The sequence below is a fragment of the Pseudomonas sp. PvP009 genome (assembly GCF_017832995.1).
GTDB classification, from domain to species: Bacteria; Pseudomonadota; Gammaproteobacteria; order Pseudomonadales; family Pseudomonadaceae; genus Aquipseudomonas; species Aquipseudomonas syringae.
Genome location: NZ_JAFIBG010000001.1, coordinates 3,298,229 through 3,314,153 on the forward strand (window position 1 = coordinate 3,298,229; position 15,925 = coordinate 3,314,153).

General features: G+C 59.5%; 10 protein-coding genes. 6 read left to right on the forward strand and 4 right to left on the reverse strand.

The window, feature by feature from the left end:
- Nucleotides 1–92: 92 nt before the first annotated feature.
- From JOE29_RS14120 to JOE29_RS14135, 4 genes are all read left to right on the forward strand, one after another.
- Nucleotides 93–1,424 carry a deoxyguanosinetriphosphate triphosphohydrolase gene (locus JOE29_RS14120; RefSeq protein WP_003392987.1) on the forward strand — a complete coding sequence of 444 codons (1,332 nt, stop codon included), beginning with the start codon at nt 93–95 and terminating at the stop codon, nt 1,422–1,424.
- A gap of 249 nt (nt 1,425–1,673) precedes the next feature.
- Entirely contained in the window at nt 1,674–2,066 is a 393-nt protein-coding gene (locus JOE29_RS14125; protein WP_046719638.1) for a response regulator, read from the forward strand.
- A gap of 359 nt (nt 2,067–2,425) precedes the next feature.
- Nucleotides 2,426–3,052, forward strand: coding sequence for a response regulator transcription factor (locus JOE29_RS14130; protein WP_003423744.1), 627 nt, complete (start codon nt 2,426–2,428; stop codon nt 3,050–3,052).
- Between the two features lie 8 nt (nt 3,053–3,060).
- Entirely contained in the window at nt 3,061–6,681 is a 3,621-nt protein-coding gene (locus JOE29_RS14135; protein ID WP_080393283.1) for a transporter substrate-binding domain-containing protein, read from the forward strand.
- A gap of 93 nt (nt 6,682–6,774) precedes the next feature.
- On the opposite strand, the gene JOE29_RS14140 is transcribed toward JOE29_RS14135, so the two are convergent.
- Complete coding sequence (locus JOE29_RS14140; protein WP_003346101.1) at nt 6,775–7,119, reverse strand: 50S ribosome-binding protein YggL; 345 nt, start codon at nt 7,117–7,119, stop codon at nt 6,775–6,777.
- Nucleotides 7,120–7,457: 338 nt separating this feature from the next.
- On the opposite strand from JOE29_RS14140, the gene dacB reads away from it, so the two are divergent.
- Nucleotides 7,458–8,924 (forward strand): D-alanyl-D-alanine carboxypeptidase/D-alanyl-D-alanine-endopeptidase, encoded by a 1,467-nt coding sequence (gene dacB, locus JOE29_RS14145; RefSeq protein ID WP_003346102.1) that lies wholly within the window; start codon nt 7,458–7,460, stop codon nt 8,922–8,924.
- A gap of 52 nt (nt 8,925–8,976) precedes the next feature.
- Here the strand turns inward: dacB and JOE29_RS14150 are convergent, their stop codons facing one another.
- Together JOE29_RS14150 and rlmKL are read right to left on the reverse strand one after the other, a co-directional pair.
- A complete protein-coding gene (locus tag JOE29_RS14150) occupies nt 8,977–11,367 on the reverse strand; it encodes a diguanylate cyclase (RefSeq protein ID WP_210079622.1) in 2,391 nt (796 codons plus the stop codon).
- 202 nt (nt 11,368–11,569) lie between these two features.
- Nucleotides 11,570–13,822 carry a bifunctional 23S rRNA (guanine(2069)-N(7))-methyltransferase RlmK/23S rRNA (guanine(2445)-N(2))-methyltransferase RlmL gene (rlmKL, locus tag JOE29_RS14155; protein ID WP_074997704.1) on the reverse strand — a complete coding sequence of 751 codons (2,253 nt, stop codon included), beginning with the start codon at nt 13,820–13,822 and terminating at the stop codon, nt 11,570–11,572.
- Between the two features lie 588 nt (nt 13,823–14,410).
- Here rlmKL and JOE29_RS14160 point away from each other — a divergent pair.
- Nucleotides 14,411–14,626 carry a ribosome modulation factor gene (locus tag JOE29_RS14160; protein ID WP_002553055.1) on the forward strand — a complete coding sequence of 72 codons (216 nt, stop codon included), beginning with the start codon at nt 14,411–14,413 and terminating at the stop codon, nt 14,624–14,626.
- Nucleotides 14,627–14,766: 140 nt separating this feature from the next.
- On the opposite strand, the gene JOE29_RS14165 is transcribed toward JOE29_RS14160, so the two are convergent.
- Complete coding sequence (locus JOE29_RS14165) at nt 14,767–15,798, reverse strand: quinone-dependent dihydroorotate dehydrogenase (protein ID WP_003346110.1); 1,032 nt, start codon at nt 15,796–15,798, stop codon at nt 14,767–14,769.
- Nucleotides 15,799–15,925 lie beyond the last annotated feature (127 nt).

Below are 15,925 nucleotides of genomic sequence, written 5' to 3' on the forward strand. Positions count from 1 at the left end.
TTTTCTACGGGACCTGTTTTCATCAATGCGCCCCTTGCGGCAGGCGTGTCGAAGCGGGAAGCTACGCCCCAATTACTGACGGAGTGAACGCATTGGATTGGCAAACACTGCTTAACCGCGAACGACTGGGCAAGACCCTGCATAGCCCCGAGGAACTGGGGCGCAGTCCGTTTCACAAGGACCATGACCGGATCATCTTTTCCGGGGCCTTCCGCCGCTTGGGACGCAAGACCCAGGTGCATCCGGTGTCCAGCAATGATCATATCCATACGCGCCTGACCCATTCGCTGGAAGTCAGTTGTGTCGGCCGTTCGCTGGGGATGCGCGTCGGCGAAACGCTGCGCTCTGCCCTGCCTGAATGGTGCGACCCCAGCGATCTGGGCATGGTCGTGCAATCGGCCTGTCTGGCACACGACATCGGCAATCCGCCGTTCGGTCACTCGGGCGAAGATGCAATTCGCAACTGGTTCAATCAGGCGGCCGGGCGTGGCTGGCTCGACGCGATGAGCGATACCGAGCGTAATGACTTTCTCAATTTCGAAGGCAATGCCCAAGGGTTCCGGGTGCTGACGCAGCTGGAATACCACCAGTTCGACGGCGGCACCCGCCTGACCTACGCCACATTGGGCACATACCTCAAATACCCGTGGACCGCCCGCCACGCGGACTCGCTGGGCTACAAGAAGCACAAGTTCGGCTGCTATCAAAGTGAACTGCCGATCCTTGAGCAGATCGCCGGCAAGCTGGGTTTGCCGCAGCTCGAAGACCAGCGTTGGGCGCGTCATCCGCTGGTGTATCTGATGGAGGCGGCCGACGACATCTGTTACGCCCTGATCGATCTGGAAGACGGCCTGGAGATGGACCTGCTCAACTACGCAGAAGTGGAATCGCTTTTGCTCGGGCTGGTCGGCGACGATCTTCCGGAAACCTACCGACAACTGGGCCCGGGCGACTCACGACGGCGCAAACTGGCAATCCTGCGTGGCAAGGCCATCGAGCACTTGACCAACGCGGCCGCCAGAGCCTTCGTCGAGCAGCAGGACGCCTTGCTGGCAGGCACCCTGCCTGGCGACCTGGTCGAGCACATGCACGGTCCGGCCAAACGCTGTGTGCTCAACGCCAAGGACATGGCGCGCAAGAAAATCTTTCAGGACAAGCGCAAGACACTGCATGAAATCGGTGCCTACACCACGCTGGAGATCCTCCTCAACGCATTCTGCGGCGCGGCCGTCGAACAGTTCGGCGGCAGGACGCCATCGTTCAAGCATCGACGCATCCTCGATTTACTGGGTAACAGCGCGCCCGATCCCAAGGCACCGCTGCATGCCTCGTTCCTGCGCATGATCGACTTCATTGCGGGCATGACCGACAGCTACGCCAGTGAAATGGCCCGGGAAATGACTGGCCGCTCCGGCCAAATATAGCCTCCATCGACCCGCCCGCTGCCTGAACGGATGCAGGCAAAAGGCTGGTCAGACTGATTGCCTCGCAAAACTCAGACAGGCCCTACATGCATGTCAGACGAGTCCTATCGCAGCTTTTCTTGCATCCCTCAATAATTCCAGCCACTTCAACTGCCACCCGGCACGTCATCCATCCGCCTGCGATACTCACGGGTCCGCACGCCGCCTGCCGATGCCTGAACGCCTCGCCAGGGCCTTTCCGGAACGCTCATGTCCACACATAGCCTGCGCATCCTTCTGGTGGAAGATCACCCGTTTCAATTGATCGCCACTCAGGTGCTGCTCAACAACCATGGCTACTTCCTGCTGACGCCCGTGCTGACGGCTGCCGAGGCCATGGCCGCCATGCAACGCAGCGCCGAACCGTACGGGCTTGTGCTGTGCGATCAGTGCCTGCCGGACATGTCAGGCCTCGACCTGATCGACGAGGCAGCCCGACAAGGCTTGCTGCGCCAGGCGATTCTGCTCAGCGGCTTGCCGGATAAACAGCTTGAAAACCTGCAGCAACTCGCCCTGCAGCGCGATCTGCCCCTGCTCGGCTGCCTGAGCAAGCCCCTGCACGGGCCCGACCTCAGCCGCCTGCTGGGGCACCTCATTGACTGACGTCGGTAAACCGGCTTTATCCGCTTTCAGATAGGCCGTGTAAAAACAGATACATACCTTAACACCGACAAACCGTACCGATTAAATACGACGTTCAGACGCGTAGGAAATCAGCAGTCAACATGAATGATGATTCCAGAAAGTAATAAACATTTGATGCATCACTCGTCAAATACACATTGAAATAAGCGTTAACGTTTAAACACACTTGTGTTCTACGTAGGCTTTTACGTACTCCGATACGCTAATTTTTGTAGGACTTTTCCTATATATGCCTGCCGAGCAAGTCTCTTTATGTGCCTGCCCGAACATCTGAGCTAAGGTGCGCGCTTTCTTCACTGCTTGTTATGGAATGGAATATGAACTCAGTTTTTATCATCGACGATCATCCGGTCATCCGGATGGCGGTCAGAATGCTCCTGGAGAATGAAAATTATGAGGTGGTCGGCGAAACCGACAACGGTGTCGACGCCATGCAGATGGTGCGTGAATGCATGCCCGACCTGATCATCCTCGACATCAGCATCCCCAAGCTCGACGGCCTCGAGGTGCTGGCCCGCTTCAATACGATGGGGCTGCCCTCCAAGATTCTGGTGCTGACGTCGCAGACCCCCAACCTGTTTGCCATTCGCTGCATGCAATCAGGTGCCTCGGGTTATGTGTGCAAGCAGGAAGACCTTAGCGAACTGCTCAGTTCGGTGAAAGCGGTATTATCCGGCTACAATTACTTTCCCAGTCAGGCGTTGACGTGCGCAGTTCGTGAAGATGGCCAGACCAACGAGCTGGAGCTGTTCAAGTTGGTCAATGACCGCGAACTGATGGTCTTGCAGTTATTTGCCCAAGGCCGTTCCAACAAGGAAATAGCCAAGGGCATGTTTCTCAGTAACAAAACCGTCAGCACTTACAAAACACGGCTTATGCAAAAACTGAAAACCAGAACCTTGGTAGAACTTATCGAGATGGCAAAACGCAACGCGCTAGTGTGAGAAAACGGATGCCCAAGCGCTTCAGACAATTATTAATACTGGCCACAAGCCTGTGCCTGGGCTGGGGTGCTGAGGCCGGTATTCATGCGGCCGATCACTACACCCTGCTCGGCCGTTCGAGCCCGGCGCACATGGACGTGAAGCTGGACAGTCACCAGTGGCAGTGGGTGCGCGGGCAACGCGAACTGATTCTCGGCACCTCGAGCCCCGATTACCCGCCCTTCGATATCACGATTTCAGGTAACGATTACGAAGGCATCACTGCCGACTACGCAGGGATCATTTCGGATGCGCTGGACCTGCCCGTCAGGGTCCAGCGTTTCGAAACCCGTAATGCGGCGATCAAGGCCCTTGCCGCAGGCCAGATCGACCTGCTGGGCACCGCCAACGGTTTTGAAGCCGTCGATCGCAACATCAGGCTTTCACAGCCTTACTCGGTGGACCAGCCCGTCCTGGTCACCCGGGTGGGAGACACCCGCCCCCTGAACGAGGGCCTGAAAGGCATGCGGCTGAGCATGGTCTATCACTACCTGCCGCCTGCCGAGGTCGAAGCGTCCTATCCCGGCGCAACGCTGAAGACCTATCCCTCTTTTCAGAACGCCATCAACGCAGTCGCCTTCAATCAGGCGGACGTGTTCCTGGGCGATACGATTTCCACCCAGTACATCATCAACAAGGGTTATCTGAACAACGTGCAGATGTCGAATTTCGGCAAGCACGAGCCCAACGGTTTCAGCTTCGCGGTCAGCAACGAAAACACGCAACTGCTGGGCATCATCAATCAGACGCTGAAAGCCATCCCCGTCGATGAACGGATCAATATTTCCAGACGCTGGAGCACGGGCAGCGACCTGATGCTCACCGACCAGAAGCTGCAACTGACGCAACGCGAGGAGCGCTGGATCGCTCAGCACCCGACCGTGCGCGTGGTCGTCAACGAAGCGTACGCGCCGCTGACATTCTTCGATGCCAAGGGTAACTTTCGCGGCATCACCGCCGACTTGCTCGAACTGGTGCGCCTGCGTACCGGGCTCAGGTTCGACGTCAAACGCTCGCCCAGCCTGACCGACATGCTCAATCAGGTCGGCGAAGGTCAGGCAGACATGATCGGCGCGCTGGTGTCCAGTGATGCGCGTGAGGACCGATTCAGCTTCACCCGCCCCTACATCGACAATTCGTTCGTGCTGGTCACCCGCAAGGACCAGGGTGCCCCCAGCTATCTGGAGCAAATGGACGGCAAGCGTCTGGCGATCACTCAGGGCAGCCCGGTGCTCGACTGGCTAAGCCGCAAATACCCCAGGGTCGTGCCGCTGGAAATCGACAACCCGTTCCAGGCGCTGGACATGTTGTCACTGGGCCGGGCGGAAGGTGCGGTCATCTCGCTGCTCAGCGCAGACTATTTCCTGTCTTCCGGGATCTTCGAGGAGCGTTTGCAGATGACCGCTACCGTCGGCGAGGACCCGGCGCTGATTTCCATGGCGACCTCACGCAATGCCATCGAGCTGAGCTCGATTCTCGACAAGGCCCTGGCAAGCATCGCTCCGCAGGACATGGCAGCGATCAACAACCGCTGGCGCGTTTACACACCCTCACGTGCCAACTGGCATGACTATGAACGGCTGATCTATCAGATTGTGGTGGGTGCAGGCCTGTTGCTGCTGGGCCTGCTGGCCTGGAATGCCTGGATGCGCCGGCAGATACGTCAGCGTGAAGCGGCGGAACGGGCTCTGGGCGATCAGTTCGAATTCATGCGCGCCCTGGTCGAGGGTACGCCGCATCCGATCTACGTGCGGGATCGCGAAGGTATGTTGCGCATGTGCAATGACAGCTACCTCAGGGTGTTCTCCGCGCAACGGGAAGACATCATCGGCAAGAGCGCTACCGAAGGGGTGCTGGGCAACGCCTTCGAAGCCCGGGAATACGCTGCCGACTATCAGCGGGTCATGGCCAGCAATACCGCATTGATCCTCGACCGCCCTCTGCGCATTGGCGATCGACAGCTGACCATCTACCACTGGATCCTGCCGTTTCGTGACTCTCTGGGCGAAGTACAGGGCATCATCGGCGGCTGGATCGACATCAGCGAGCGTCGCCAGCTCATCGAAGACCTGCAGGCTGCCAAGGAACAGGCCGACGCCGCCAGCCGAGCCAAAAGCACCTTCCTTGCCACCATGAGCCATGAAATCCGCACCCCGATGAATGCGGTGATCGGCATGCTGGAGCTGGCGCTCAAACGTGCCGATCACGGCGAACTGGATCGGTCCGCCATCGAAGTCGCCTACAGCTCGGCCAACGACCTGCTCGACCTGATCGGCGATATCCTCGACATCGCCCGCATCGAATCCGGGCGGCTGTCACTCAACCCCGAGCGGGCGAATCTGCGCCGGCTGGTAGAGTCGGTGCTCAGGGTATTCGACGGTCTGGCGCGGCAGAAGGACCTCGAGCTGGTGCTGGAACTGGACAGCAGAATCAGCGCCGACGTGCTGATCGACCCGCTGCGCTTCAAACAGATACTGTCCAACCTGGTCAGCAACGCCATCAAGTTCACCCCGATGGGGCGAATCAAGGTCGTATTGCAAGCAGCCGAAAGCCCGAACCCGCAACTGCTGCATCTGCACATCACCGTTCAGGACAGCGGCATCGGCATCAGTGTCGAAGACCAGCAACGCTTGTTCGAGCCGTTCGCCCAGGCCGATAACACTGGACAAATGGCGCGTACCGGCGCCGGACTCGGGCTGGTGATCTGCCGCAACCTGTGCATGATGATGGGCGGCAATCTCTCGCTCTACAGCACACCGGGGCACGGCACTCGGATCAGCATGAATCTGGTGCTGACCACACTGGAGCCTCTGACCGGGCAGCCCGTCGTTGCGCAACCGGCAGCCGTCGCTCATCAGGCCCTCAGGATCCTGATCGTCGACGATCATCCAGCCAATCGACTGCTGCTTTGCCAGCAGCTCGGCTTTCTCGGCCATCACTGCGAAATGGCCGAAAACGGCGCGCAAGGGCTTGATCGCTGGAAAACAGATGCCTTCGATCTGGTCGTCGCCGATTGCAATATGCCGATCATGAACGGCTACGACATGACCGCTGCGATCCGCGAACATGAGCGCACCTGCGAACGCCAACGCTGCCCTGTCTGGGGCTTCACGGCCAACGCGCAGCCTGACGAGATCGAGCGCTGCCGGACGGCGGGCATGGACGACTGCCTGTTCAAACCCATCAGCCTCTCGATGCTCAGCGAACGGCTGACAGCCATCGCCCCGCTGGCGCCCACACGAGCCCTGCCCTTCAGCCTCGACAGCGTCAGCAACCTGACCGGTGACCGTCCTGAAATGGTTGAGCGTCTGCTCGCGCAACTGCTGCACAGTAACCACGAAGACCGGCTGTTGCTGGCCAGACTGATGCCGGAAAACAATCGTCAGAAAACCCGCGACCTGGCGCACAGGATCAAGGGCGCGGCACGCATCATCACCGCTTCACGGGTGGTCGATGCCTGTGATGCGCTCGAACTGGCCTGCGAACCGGACACACCCGATGAACAGTTCTACACCTGCCAGCAGGCAGTCGAACTGGCCATGATCGAGCTTGAGGACGCACTGATGCTGCAACAGGCAAAACCTGACTGAGCGAGCGCCGGAGACGATACAACGAAGGGGTATAGACGGGAGACGTGCGGGGAACAAGCAAGGGAAGCAGGCGCTGGCCTGCTTCCCGTTACATCAGGCGGCCGGATTGATTTCCTTTTCCGGGTACCAGACGTCGATCAGCGGGCTGACAGTGACTTCTGTCAGTTCGCTGCGGCCCTTGAGCCAGGCTTCGACAGCAGCACGCTGCTCTTCGCTGACCGAGCCACGCTTGCTCAGGCAAACCAGACCGAAGTCGTCGCCGCCCACATAGCCAAGACCGTTGGCTTCCATTGCTTCTTTCAGGAAAGCGTCAAGGAAAGCATCGATTGCCTTGTCGTCCAGCTCTTGCTTGAAGTCCAGGTTCAGTTCAAAACCCAATTCCTGGAACTCGTCCACACACAGTTTTTTGCGCAGACGGCGGGAGCGGTTAGTGGCCATGGGACAATCCTCATCAATAAATATCGGGCGGCACTTTACCAGCTTGGCGACTTAAAAGCCCGACAATTGCGGCGTGTGATGGATATCCGGCTTTGCGACCGCCGTGCATGCCGATTCAATAAAAAATAGCATTTACCGGCTTGCCCCCCGGTCACAAGCCTGCCCCGCTTGGGGCATAATGCGGCTCGTTTCATGCGTGGCATTGTGTGTTACAAAAAAAGCCCGCCGCGCATTCACTACTATAGTTATCGAAATCGAATCGACATTTGCAATAGTTACCGAGGGAATTCATCCATGCCCTCTTTTTCGTTTCCCTCTTTGCAGTAGGGTTTTAGTCAATGATCAAGTCGCTACGTCCATTGTTGCTCGCGTCACTCCTTTTGCCCCTGGCTCTGCCCTCCTACGCCGCCGTCATCAACACCACGCTGCCCCCCAAGGTTCAACAGGCCATGAAAGCCAGCAAACTCGGCGATGACGCACTGTCGCTGGTGATGTTGCCACTCAATGGCCCCGGCACGCCCACCGTGTTCAACGCCGACGTCTCGGTCAATCCGGCTTCCACCATGAAGCTGATCACCACCTACGCGGCCCTGGAAATGCTCGGCCCGACCCACCAGTGGAAAACCGAATTCTTCACCGACGGCACCCTGAGCAATGGCGTGCTGCGCGGCAACCTGTACCTCAAGGGCGGCGGCGATCCCAAGCTGAATATGGAAAAGCTCTGGCTGCTGATGCGTGACCTGCGCGCCAATGGCGTGCAGCAGGTGACCGGCGACCTGGTACTGGACCGCAGTCATTTCGTGCAACCGCAATTGCCGGTGTTCAACGATGACGGCAATGACGACAACAAGCCGTTTCTGGTCAAGCCCGACGCACTGATGGTCAACCTCAAGGCGCTGCGCTTCGTGACCCGCAATGACGACGGCAGGATTCTGGTCTCGGTCGAGCCGCCTATTGCCAGCATCCGCATTGATAATCAGGTCAAGGCAAGCGCCTCGAAGCAATGCACCGGGGATGTGCGCTACAACCCGGTCACCCAGGCCGATGGCAGCGTCAACGTAACGGTCACCGGCCAGCTGGGCAATGGCTGCAATTCACAGACCTACCTGTCACTGCTGGACCACCCCACCTATGCGGCTGGCGCAGTGCGGGCCATCTGGCAGGAACTGGGCGGCACCATTCAGGGCAAGGACCGCGTTGGCGTGCTGCCCGGCAATGCCAAGCTGCTGGCCAAGGCCTTTTCCCCGGATCTGGTGGAAGTCATTCGTGACATCAACAAGTTCAGCAACAACACCATGGCCCAGCAACTGTTCCTGAGCCTGGGCGAAGAGTTCCGCAACGAAGCCGACGGTGACGACGGCAAGGCCGCACAGCGTGTCATCCGTCAGTGGCTGGCGAAGAAAGGCATCACCGCGCCGCATCTGGTCATGGAGAATGGCTCCGGGCTGTCGCGGGCCGAGCGTGTCAGCGCGCGTGAAATGGCGGTGATCCTGCAAGCGGCCTGGCGCAGTCCCTATGCTGCCGAGTTCATGAGCTCCATGCCGCTGGCCGGCCTCGACGGCACCATGCGCAAGCGACTCAAGCGCACCCCGCTGCTCGGCGAGGCACACATCAAGACCGGCACCCTGAATACCGTGCGTGCGATTGCCGGCTTCAGCCGCGACAGCAACGGCAACACCTGGGCCGTCGTGGCGATCCTCAACGACCCGCGTCCGTTTGGCGCATCGTCGATACTCGACGAGGTACTGGTCGATCTGTACCGGCAGCCCAAGTTGACCAACACCACGGTCTCGATCCAGCAGTAACCAATCGATACCGGCAATCGGCAGGCCCGCTTGTGCAGCGGGTCTGTCTGCATCAGTCCTGCTCGGGCTCGACCCGATCGCGACCGGCCTGTTTGGCGGCGTAGACTCCGGAGTCGGCGCGCAGCAACATCGCGTCAATCCCCTCACCCTCGCGCCAGCTGGCGATCCCGAAGCTGCCTGTGACCACCTGATCGACGCCTTCGATAACCTGCCTGCGCAGTTCCTCGCGCAGGCTCAGTGCCAGTTGATAGGCCTGGGCACCGCGCGTTCCGGGGCAGATCACCATGAACTCTTCGCCACCCAAACGGCAGAACACATCGTCGCTGCGCAGCCTCTGGCTGATCTTTTCCGAAATGGCCTTGAGCACCTGATCGCCTGCGGCATGCCCGAAGCGGTCATTGATCCGCTTGAAGTGATCGATATCGAGCATGATGATCGACAGGTTACCGCCGTGCCGGTCGATTCTTTTCAACTCGGCCTGCATCCGGTCCTGAAAGTAGCGCCGGTTGTAGGCACCGGTGAGCACATCGGTGACCGACAGCGCACGCAGCTCCTGCTCGACGCGCTTGAGGTCGGTGATATCGGACACAAAGCCATGCCAGAGCACGCTGCCATCGGCCAGGCGCTCAGGCGTCGACGCCGAACGTAACCAGCGCAGCCCCTTGCGTGGCAGCTCGACGCGGTACTCTTCGCTCCACGGTGTCAGGTGTTCGGCACTGATCAGGATGGAGCTTCTGACCCGCACCAGGTCCACCGCCTGTATGCGTCGCAGGATAGTTTCGGAATCGCCCAGCAGATGCTCTTCGTCCACCTCGAACAGTTCGCACATGCCGGCGCTGGCGTACTTGAAACGTGCGCTGCCATCGACGGCCAGGTGGTACTGGTAAATGCCGCCTGGCACTTGCGAGCCAAGCTTTTTCAGCAATTGCCCCTTCTCGGCCAGGGCCTGATTGACGCGCTTGTGCTCGGTGACGTCGATGCACACCGCCAGGTACCCGGTCCAAAGCCCCTGATCGTCACGCACCGCAGTGACCAGCATGTTCACCACCAACGTGCTGCCATCGCTGCGCTGCAGGGTCCACTCCTGCGAAGGGTGGTTACCGTCCTGCACGGCATCGAGAAACATCAGTTGCGAGGCGCTGATAGGTTGCCCACGGCTTTTGCTCAAGCGGCTCGCGCGGGCCTCCAGATCGGCTGACTGGTAAAAGTCCATGAGGCGGAACCTACCCAGTACATCCTCCTGTGCATAGCCGAGCATTTTCTGTGCACCGACATTGAACGTCTTGATCAGCCCGTCCAGATCGGTCGCGATGATCGCTACTTCGGTCGCCGCGTCCAACACACTGCGCAACTGCCCATGCGCAGCCCTCAATTGCTGCTCGCGCTGGCGCAGCTCGCGGGTGCGTTGCGCCACCCGTTGCAGGGCGCGCTGACGCTGGCTGATCAGACTGTAGAGCAAGGCGCTGAGCATCAGGCTCAAAAGCCCTCCAAGCCACAACACTCGGCCAGGCATCATGATCTGGTTGTTCAGGCTGAAAATCTGCGTAGGGCGAACCTCGACCAGATAATCCCTGTCGCCCAGGCTCAGCAGGCTGCTGGCGTACAGCGGACTGCCTATCGCAGGGAGCGGCGACTGGTAGACCTGCTCGGGTGTTTCCGGCGAACTCAGGTCCAGCATGGTCACGGCAAGGTTGTCTTGATCTGCCGTGCCGACGTTCATCAATTGCGTCAGGCTGATCACTGCGGTGACGTAGCCCCTCAATTGTGCAACCGGTTGGCCAATCGAGAACACGGGCGCGACCAGCAAAATGCCGTAGGTGTCAGATGGCTCCAGAGACAACAGGCGGATACGCGGCGTTGCGACGGTTCGTTTCAGCAACCGCGCACGTTCCAGCGCGGCACGGCGCACCGGCTCCGAGGCAATATCGAACCCCGCTGGCGTCGGAATGTTGCTGAGGGTCTGGATGAATCGAACCGGGAAATACTCATTTCGCACGGCAGCGACTTTCAAGGCGCCGTTTTCATCCATCTCGCGTATGGCATATCCGGGCGAGCCGTCCTCACGCGACTGCCTTTCAAAAGCCGCCCGCTCGGCCTGCAGCACCCTCGGGTTCCAGGCATACGCCTGTGTCCCAATCAGCAACGGCGCGACGAACCCGTCGAATTCGGACGGTTCAACCTGATGGGAGTAGATAAAGAAGCGAGCCAGGGTGTCGAGCCGGGTAACCTGCCTGTCCAGACGCTCCTGCAGGCGACTGAAGCGCTCCGCAGCAATGATGTCGAAACGCTGACGCAACTGGCGCTGATACAACTCATTGTCGGCCAGCGCCAGCATGATCGTCAGTGCCGCGCCGACCAGCAATGCCAGGACGGCGATAAGCCACGCTGAAAGCTGACCATTGATGAAACTCAGAATTCTGAGTTTGAAGCGTTTCACTGTCATACACACAAACTCGTGACGCCAACATACGGAAGCGTCAGGCTGGCTATGACTTCTGTTATAGCTATTCGCCAGTAATTTTCATAGGTTTATGGCTGTTTCGGGATGATCCGTTGGTCTGTCCGCAAGGACATACAAACGAGTGCAGGAGGTGTCGCGAGGCGCGATGAACGGACCGTTACCGATCCGTTCATCGCGTACCGGATCAGCTACGCGCCATGATTTTCCAGGCGCGGTGGATCTTGCCATTACGGGCGAAGTCCTGATCGATGGTCTGCGCGGTAATATCTTCGACCGCATAACGCTGACTCAGGTTTTCATCGAGCACAAACTTGCGGAAGTTGTTGGAGAAGTACAACACGCCACCCGGCGCCAGACGTGCCATGGCCAGATCGATCAGCTCGACCTGATCACGCTGGACATCAAAAATGCCTTCCATGCGCTTGGAGTTGGAGAACGTCGGCGGGTCGATGAAGATCAGGTCATACTCGTCACGATTGGCCTGCAACCAGGCCATCACGTCGCCCTGCTCCAGACGATTCTTGTCGGAGAAACCGTTCAGCGACAGGTTACGACGCGCCCAGTCCAGATAGGTCCGCGACAGGTCGACGCTGGTGGTGCTGCGCGCACCGCCCTTGGCAGCATGCACACTGGCCGTCGCCGTGTAGGCAAACAGGTTCAGAAAGCGCTTGCCGGCCGCCTCGCGCTGGATACGCATGCGCATCGGCCGGTGGTCGAGAAACAGCCCGGTGTCCAGGTAGTCGGTCAGATTGACCAGCAACTTGACGCCGCCTTCGCTGACTTCCAGAAACTGGCCCTGAGCACTTTGACGCTCGTACTGCTTGGTGCCGCTCTGACGCTCGCGACGCTTGATCACCACCCGGTTCTTGTCGATGTTCAGTGCTTGCGGAATGGCCGCCAGCGCATCGAACAGTCGCGCCGAGGCCTTTTCCGGATCGATGGATTTGGGTGCTGCGTATTCCTGAACATGCACCCAGTCGTGATACAGATCGATCGCCAGCGAGTATTCAGGCATGTCGGCGTCATACACGCGGTAGCAATCGATCCCTTCGCGACGCACCCACTTGCCCATCAACTTGAGGTTCTTTTGCAGGCGATTGGCAAACATCTGCCCGCCTTCACTCAGGCGCGCCTGTTCGACCACCACCGGTTCCGGCTTGATCGGGTTGCCGTTCTTGTTGAGTTTGCGCTCAACGACTTCAACCTCGACAGGGTTTTCGCGTTCGATCTGACGCTGCTCAGGGGTGCGTCGCTCGCCGGTCACGAACTGGTCAGGCGTGACCTTGATCAGCAGCAGCTTGCACGGCAAGGCGCCGTTCCAGAACGAATACTGTTTGTGGCTGCGAATCCCCATGCGCTTGCCCAGATCAGGCGCGCCGGTGAATACCGCAGCCTCCCAGTTAAGGCAGGCCTGACGCAGGCGCTCACCGAGGTTCTGGTAGAGATACAACAGGCTGGCTTCGTCTCCCAGACGCTCGCCATACGGAGGGTTGCAGATCACCAGGCCTTTCTGGTTCTGGTCGGGACGCGGTTCGAAGGTCGCGACTTCGCCCTGATAGACCTTGATCCAGTCACTCAGGCCGGCACGTTCGATGTTGTTGCGTCCTGGCTGGATCAGCCGCGGATCGGCCTCATAACCGCGAATCCACGAAGGTGTTTTGGCCAACCCGGTCTCGGCGCGGGCCAGCGCTTCGTCGTGCAGCTTGCGCCACAGCGCCGGGACATGGCCCAGCCAGGCCGAGAAGCCCCAGCGTTCACGCTTGATGTTCGGCGCGATGTCGGCGGCGATCATACCGGCCTCGACCAGGAACGTACCGACACCGCACATAGGGTCAGCCAGCGCGCCGCCCTCGGCAGCGATGCGCGGCCAGCCAGCGCGGATCAGGATGGCGGCAGCGAGGTTTTCCTTCAGCGGTGCGGCGCCCTGCTGCAGACGGTAACCGCGCTGGTGCAGGCTGTGCCCGGACAGGTCGAGGGACAGAATGGCCTCACCGCGATCCAGACGCAGGTGTACGCGCAGATCGGGGTTGATCTTATCGACCGAAGGGCGCTCGCCATCCGGGGTGCGCAGCTTGTCGACGATCGCATCCTTGACCTTCAGTGCACCGAAATGGGTGTTGTCGATGCCCGAACCATGGCCACTGAATTCCACGGCAATGGTGCCGTCGGATTCGAGGTGGTCCTGCCACTCGACATCCAGTACGCCGTGGTAAAGGTCTTCGGCATCCTTCATCGGGAAGCGCTTGAGCACCAGCAACACGCGGTTGGCCAGGCGCGACCAGAGACACAGCCGGTAAGCGGTCTCCATGTCAGCCGAGCCGCGAATGGCTGAAGTGTGCTCGCGGGTCTCTTGCAGACCCAGCGCAGTGGCTTCCTCGGCAAGCAGGCCCTCGAGGCCTTTGGGGCAAGTGAGGAAAAGTTCGTAGCGATCCGACATGTGTATTCCAGGGCCTGAGCCGTCTGCGGCGGGCAACGCATTGCCCTGCCAGATTTGAACAGGCGTCTTTCATGGAGAACGCCTGCGTGGCACGTGATGTGTGCCGGTCCACCGCATGATCCTGTCATGTCATTGCGGCAGTTTTGGCGCGTATTAGAACAGATATCAGGCAAGGCGATGTCGGCAATAAAGGCGCGCAGTCAAAAGTCTTTTTTTGAAAAGTCACATTTTCGCAGCCTTACTGTGACCCTTCGTCGCTTAAGCAGCCAAGGCATTGAGCCAGTATATGAGCCTGATAAGCGATCTCAATGAGCTCGCAAACCCCCATGTTCACGGGGCTGCAGAAAAAATCGTGGTTGAAACAGGTCAGCGCTTATTGCTCGACAGACCTGAATGTGACGTGCTTATGACAAAACGATCATTCACACCGCCCTGCGCTTTGGTTAGAAATCGTCTCAGGTCATCGCCGCAACGGTGATGGCATCAAGGCCCGCGACGCCGGCAGCGGGCCCCAACGGCAGAAGATTCTGCCCGACCTCAACACGGGGTCTCAGGGATATTACAGTCAACAGACGAGGGCATTACCCTATGAGAAGACTTAAGCGTGATCCGTTGGAAAGAGCATTTTTACGCGGTTATCAATACGGCGTTCATGGTAAATCCCGTGAGCTTTGCCCTTTTACTCTACCGTCAGTACGCCAGGCATGGATCAATGGCTGGCGCGAAGGACGCGGCGACAACTGGGACGGTATGACCGGCACTGCGGGCATCCACAGACTCAACGAACTTCACGCGGTCGGATGAGGCGATTCACATCAAAGACTTTCAGGCCTCTGTCGGGCCATACATGACTGACTGATTCACACCTGCACCATGCACGCCCGACCCGGGCGGCGGGCCAACGCCCAGGGGCTCTCTTGCAGAGCCCCTTTTTTTACCCGGGTTCAGCGTGCGGCGCGAGGCATCGCCGCAATGGCATCCACCGACTCGCGAATCAGCGCAGGGCCCTTGTAGATGAACCCCGAATAGATCTGCACCAGACTGGCACCCGCAGCGATCTTCTCGGCGGCATGCCGGCCTTCGGTGATCCCCCCGGCGGCGATGATCGGCAGACGACCCGCGAGCTCACCGGCCAGAACCTTGACGATGTGCGTGCTTTTTTCCCGAACCGGAGCGCCCGATAAACCGCCTGCCTGATCAGCATGCGGAAGGCCTTCGACGCCTTGGCGGCTCAGCGTGGTGTTGGTGGCAATGACTGCGTCCATACCGGACTCGATCAGGGCTGCGGCCACCAGCACGGTTTCTTCGTCGGTCATGTCCGGGGCAATCTTGATCGCCAGCGGCACACGCCTGCCATGCCGTTGCGTCAGTTCCTGCTGACGCAGGCTCAGGGCCTGGAGCAGTTGCTTGAGCGAATCGCCGAACTGCAGGCTGCGCAGCCCCGGCGTGTTGGGCGAACTGACGTTGACCGTGACGTAGCTGGCATGGGCATAGACCTTGTCCAGACAGATCAGGTAATCGTCGACCGCGCGCTCGACCGGCGTGTCGAAGTTCTTGCCGATATTGATACCCAGAACGCCGCGATACTTTGCCGCTTCGACGCGGGACACCAGATTGTCCACGCCCAGATTGTTGAAGCCCATGCGATTGATGATCGCCTCGGCGTTGGGCAAGCGGAAAATACGCGGCTTGGGATTGCCCGGCTGCGGACGTGGCGTCACTGTGCCGATCTCGACGAAACCGAAGCCCAGTTGCGCGAAACCATCGATGGCCGCACCATTCTTGTCCAGGCCGGCTGCCAGCCCCACGGGGTTGGGAAACTCAAGGCCCATCACACTGACCGGCAACTTCGCCGGGGACTTGCTCAGCAGGCCATTGAGGCCCAGCCGTCCGCCTGCACCGATCAGGTCCAGCGACAGGTCATGAGAGGTTTCCGGGGAAAGTTTGAACAGTAACTGGCGGGCCAGGTTATACATGGCGGGATGGGCTCGTGAGCAGCTGAATTCAGGGTGGCGATTATAGACGTGTGCGGGCCTGTCAGGCGAGGCGCGCGAAAAACTTGTTGCTCGCCCTCCCCCGGCGATGGCATATGCCTTGCTTGAA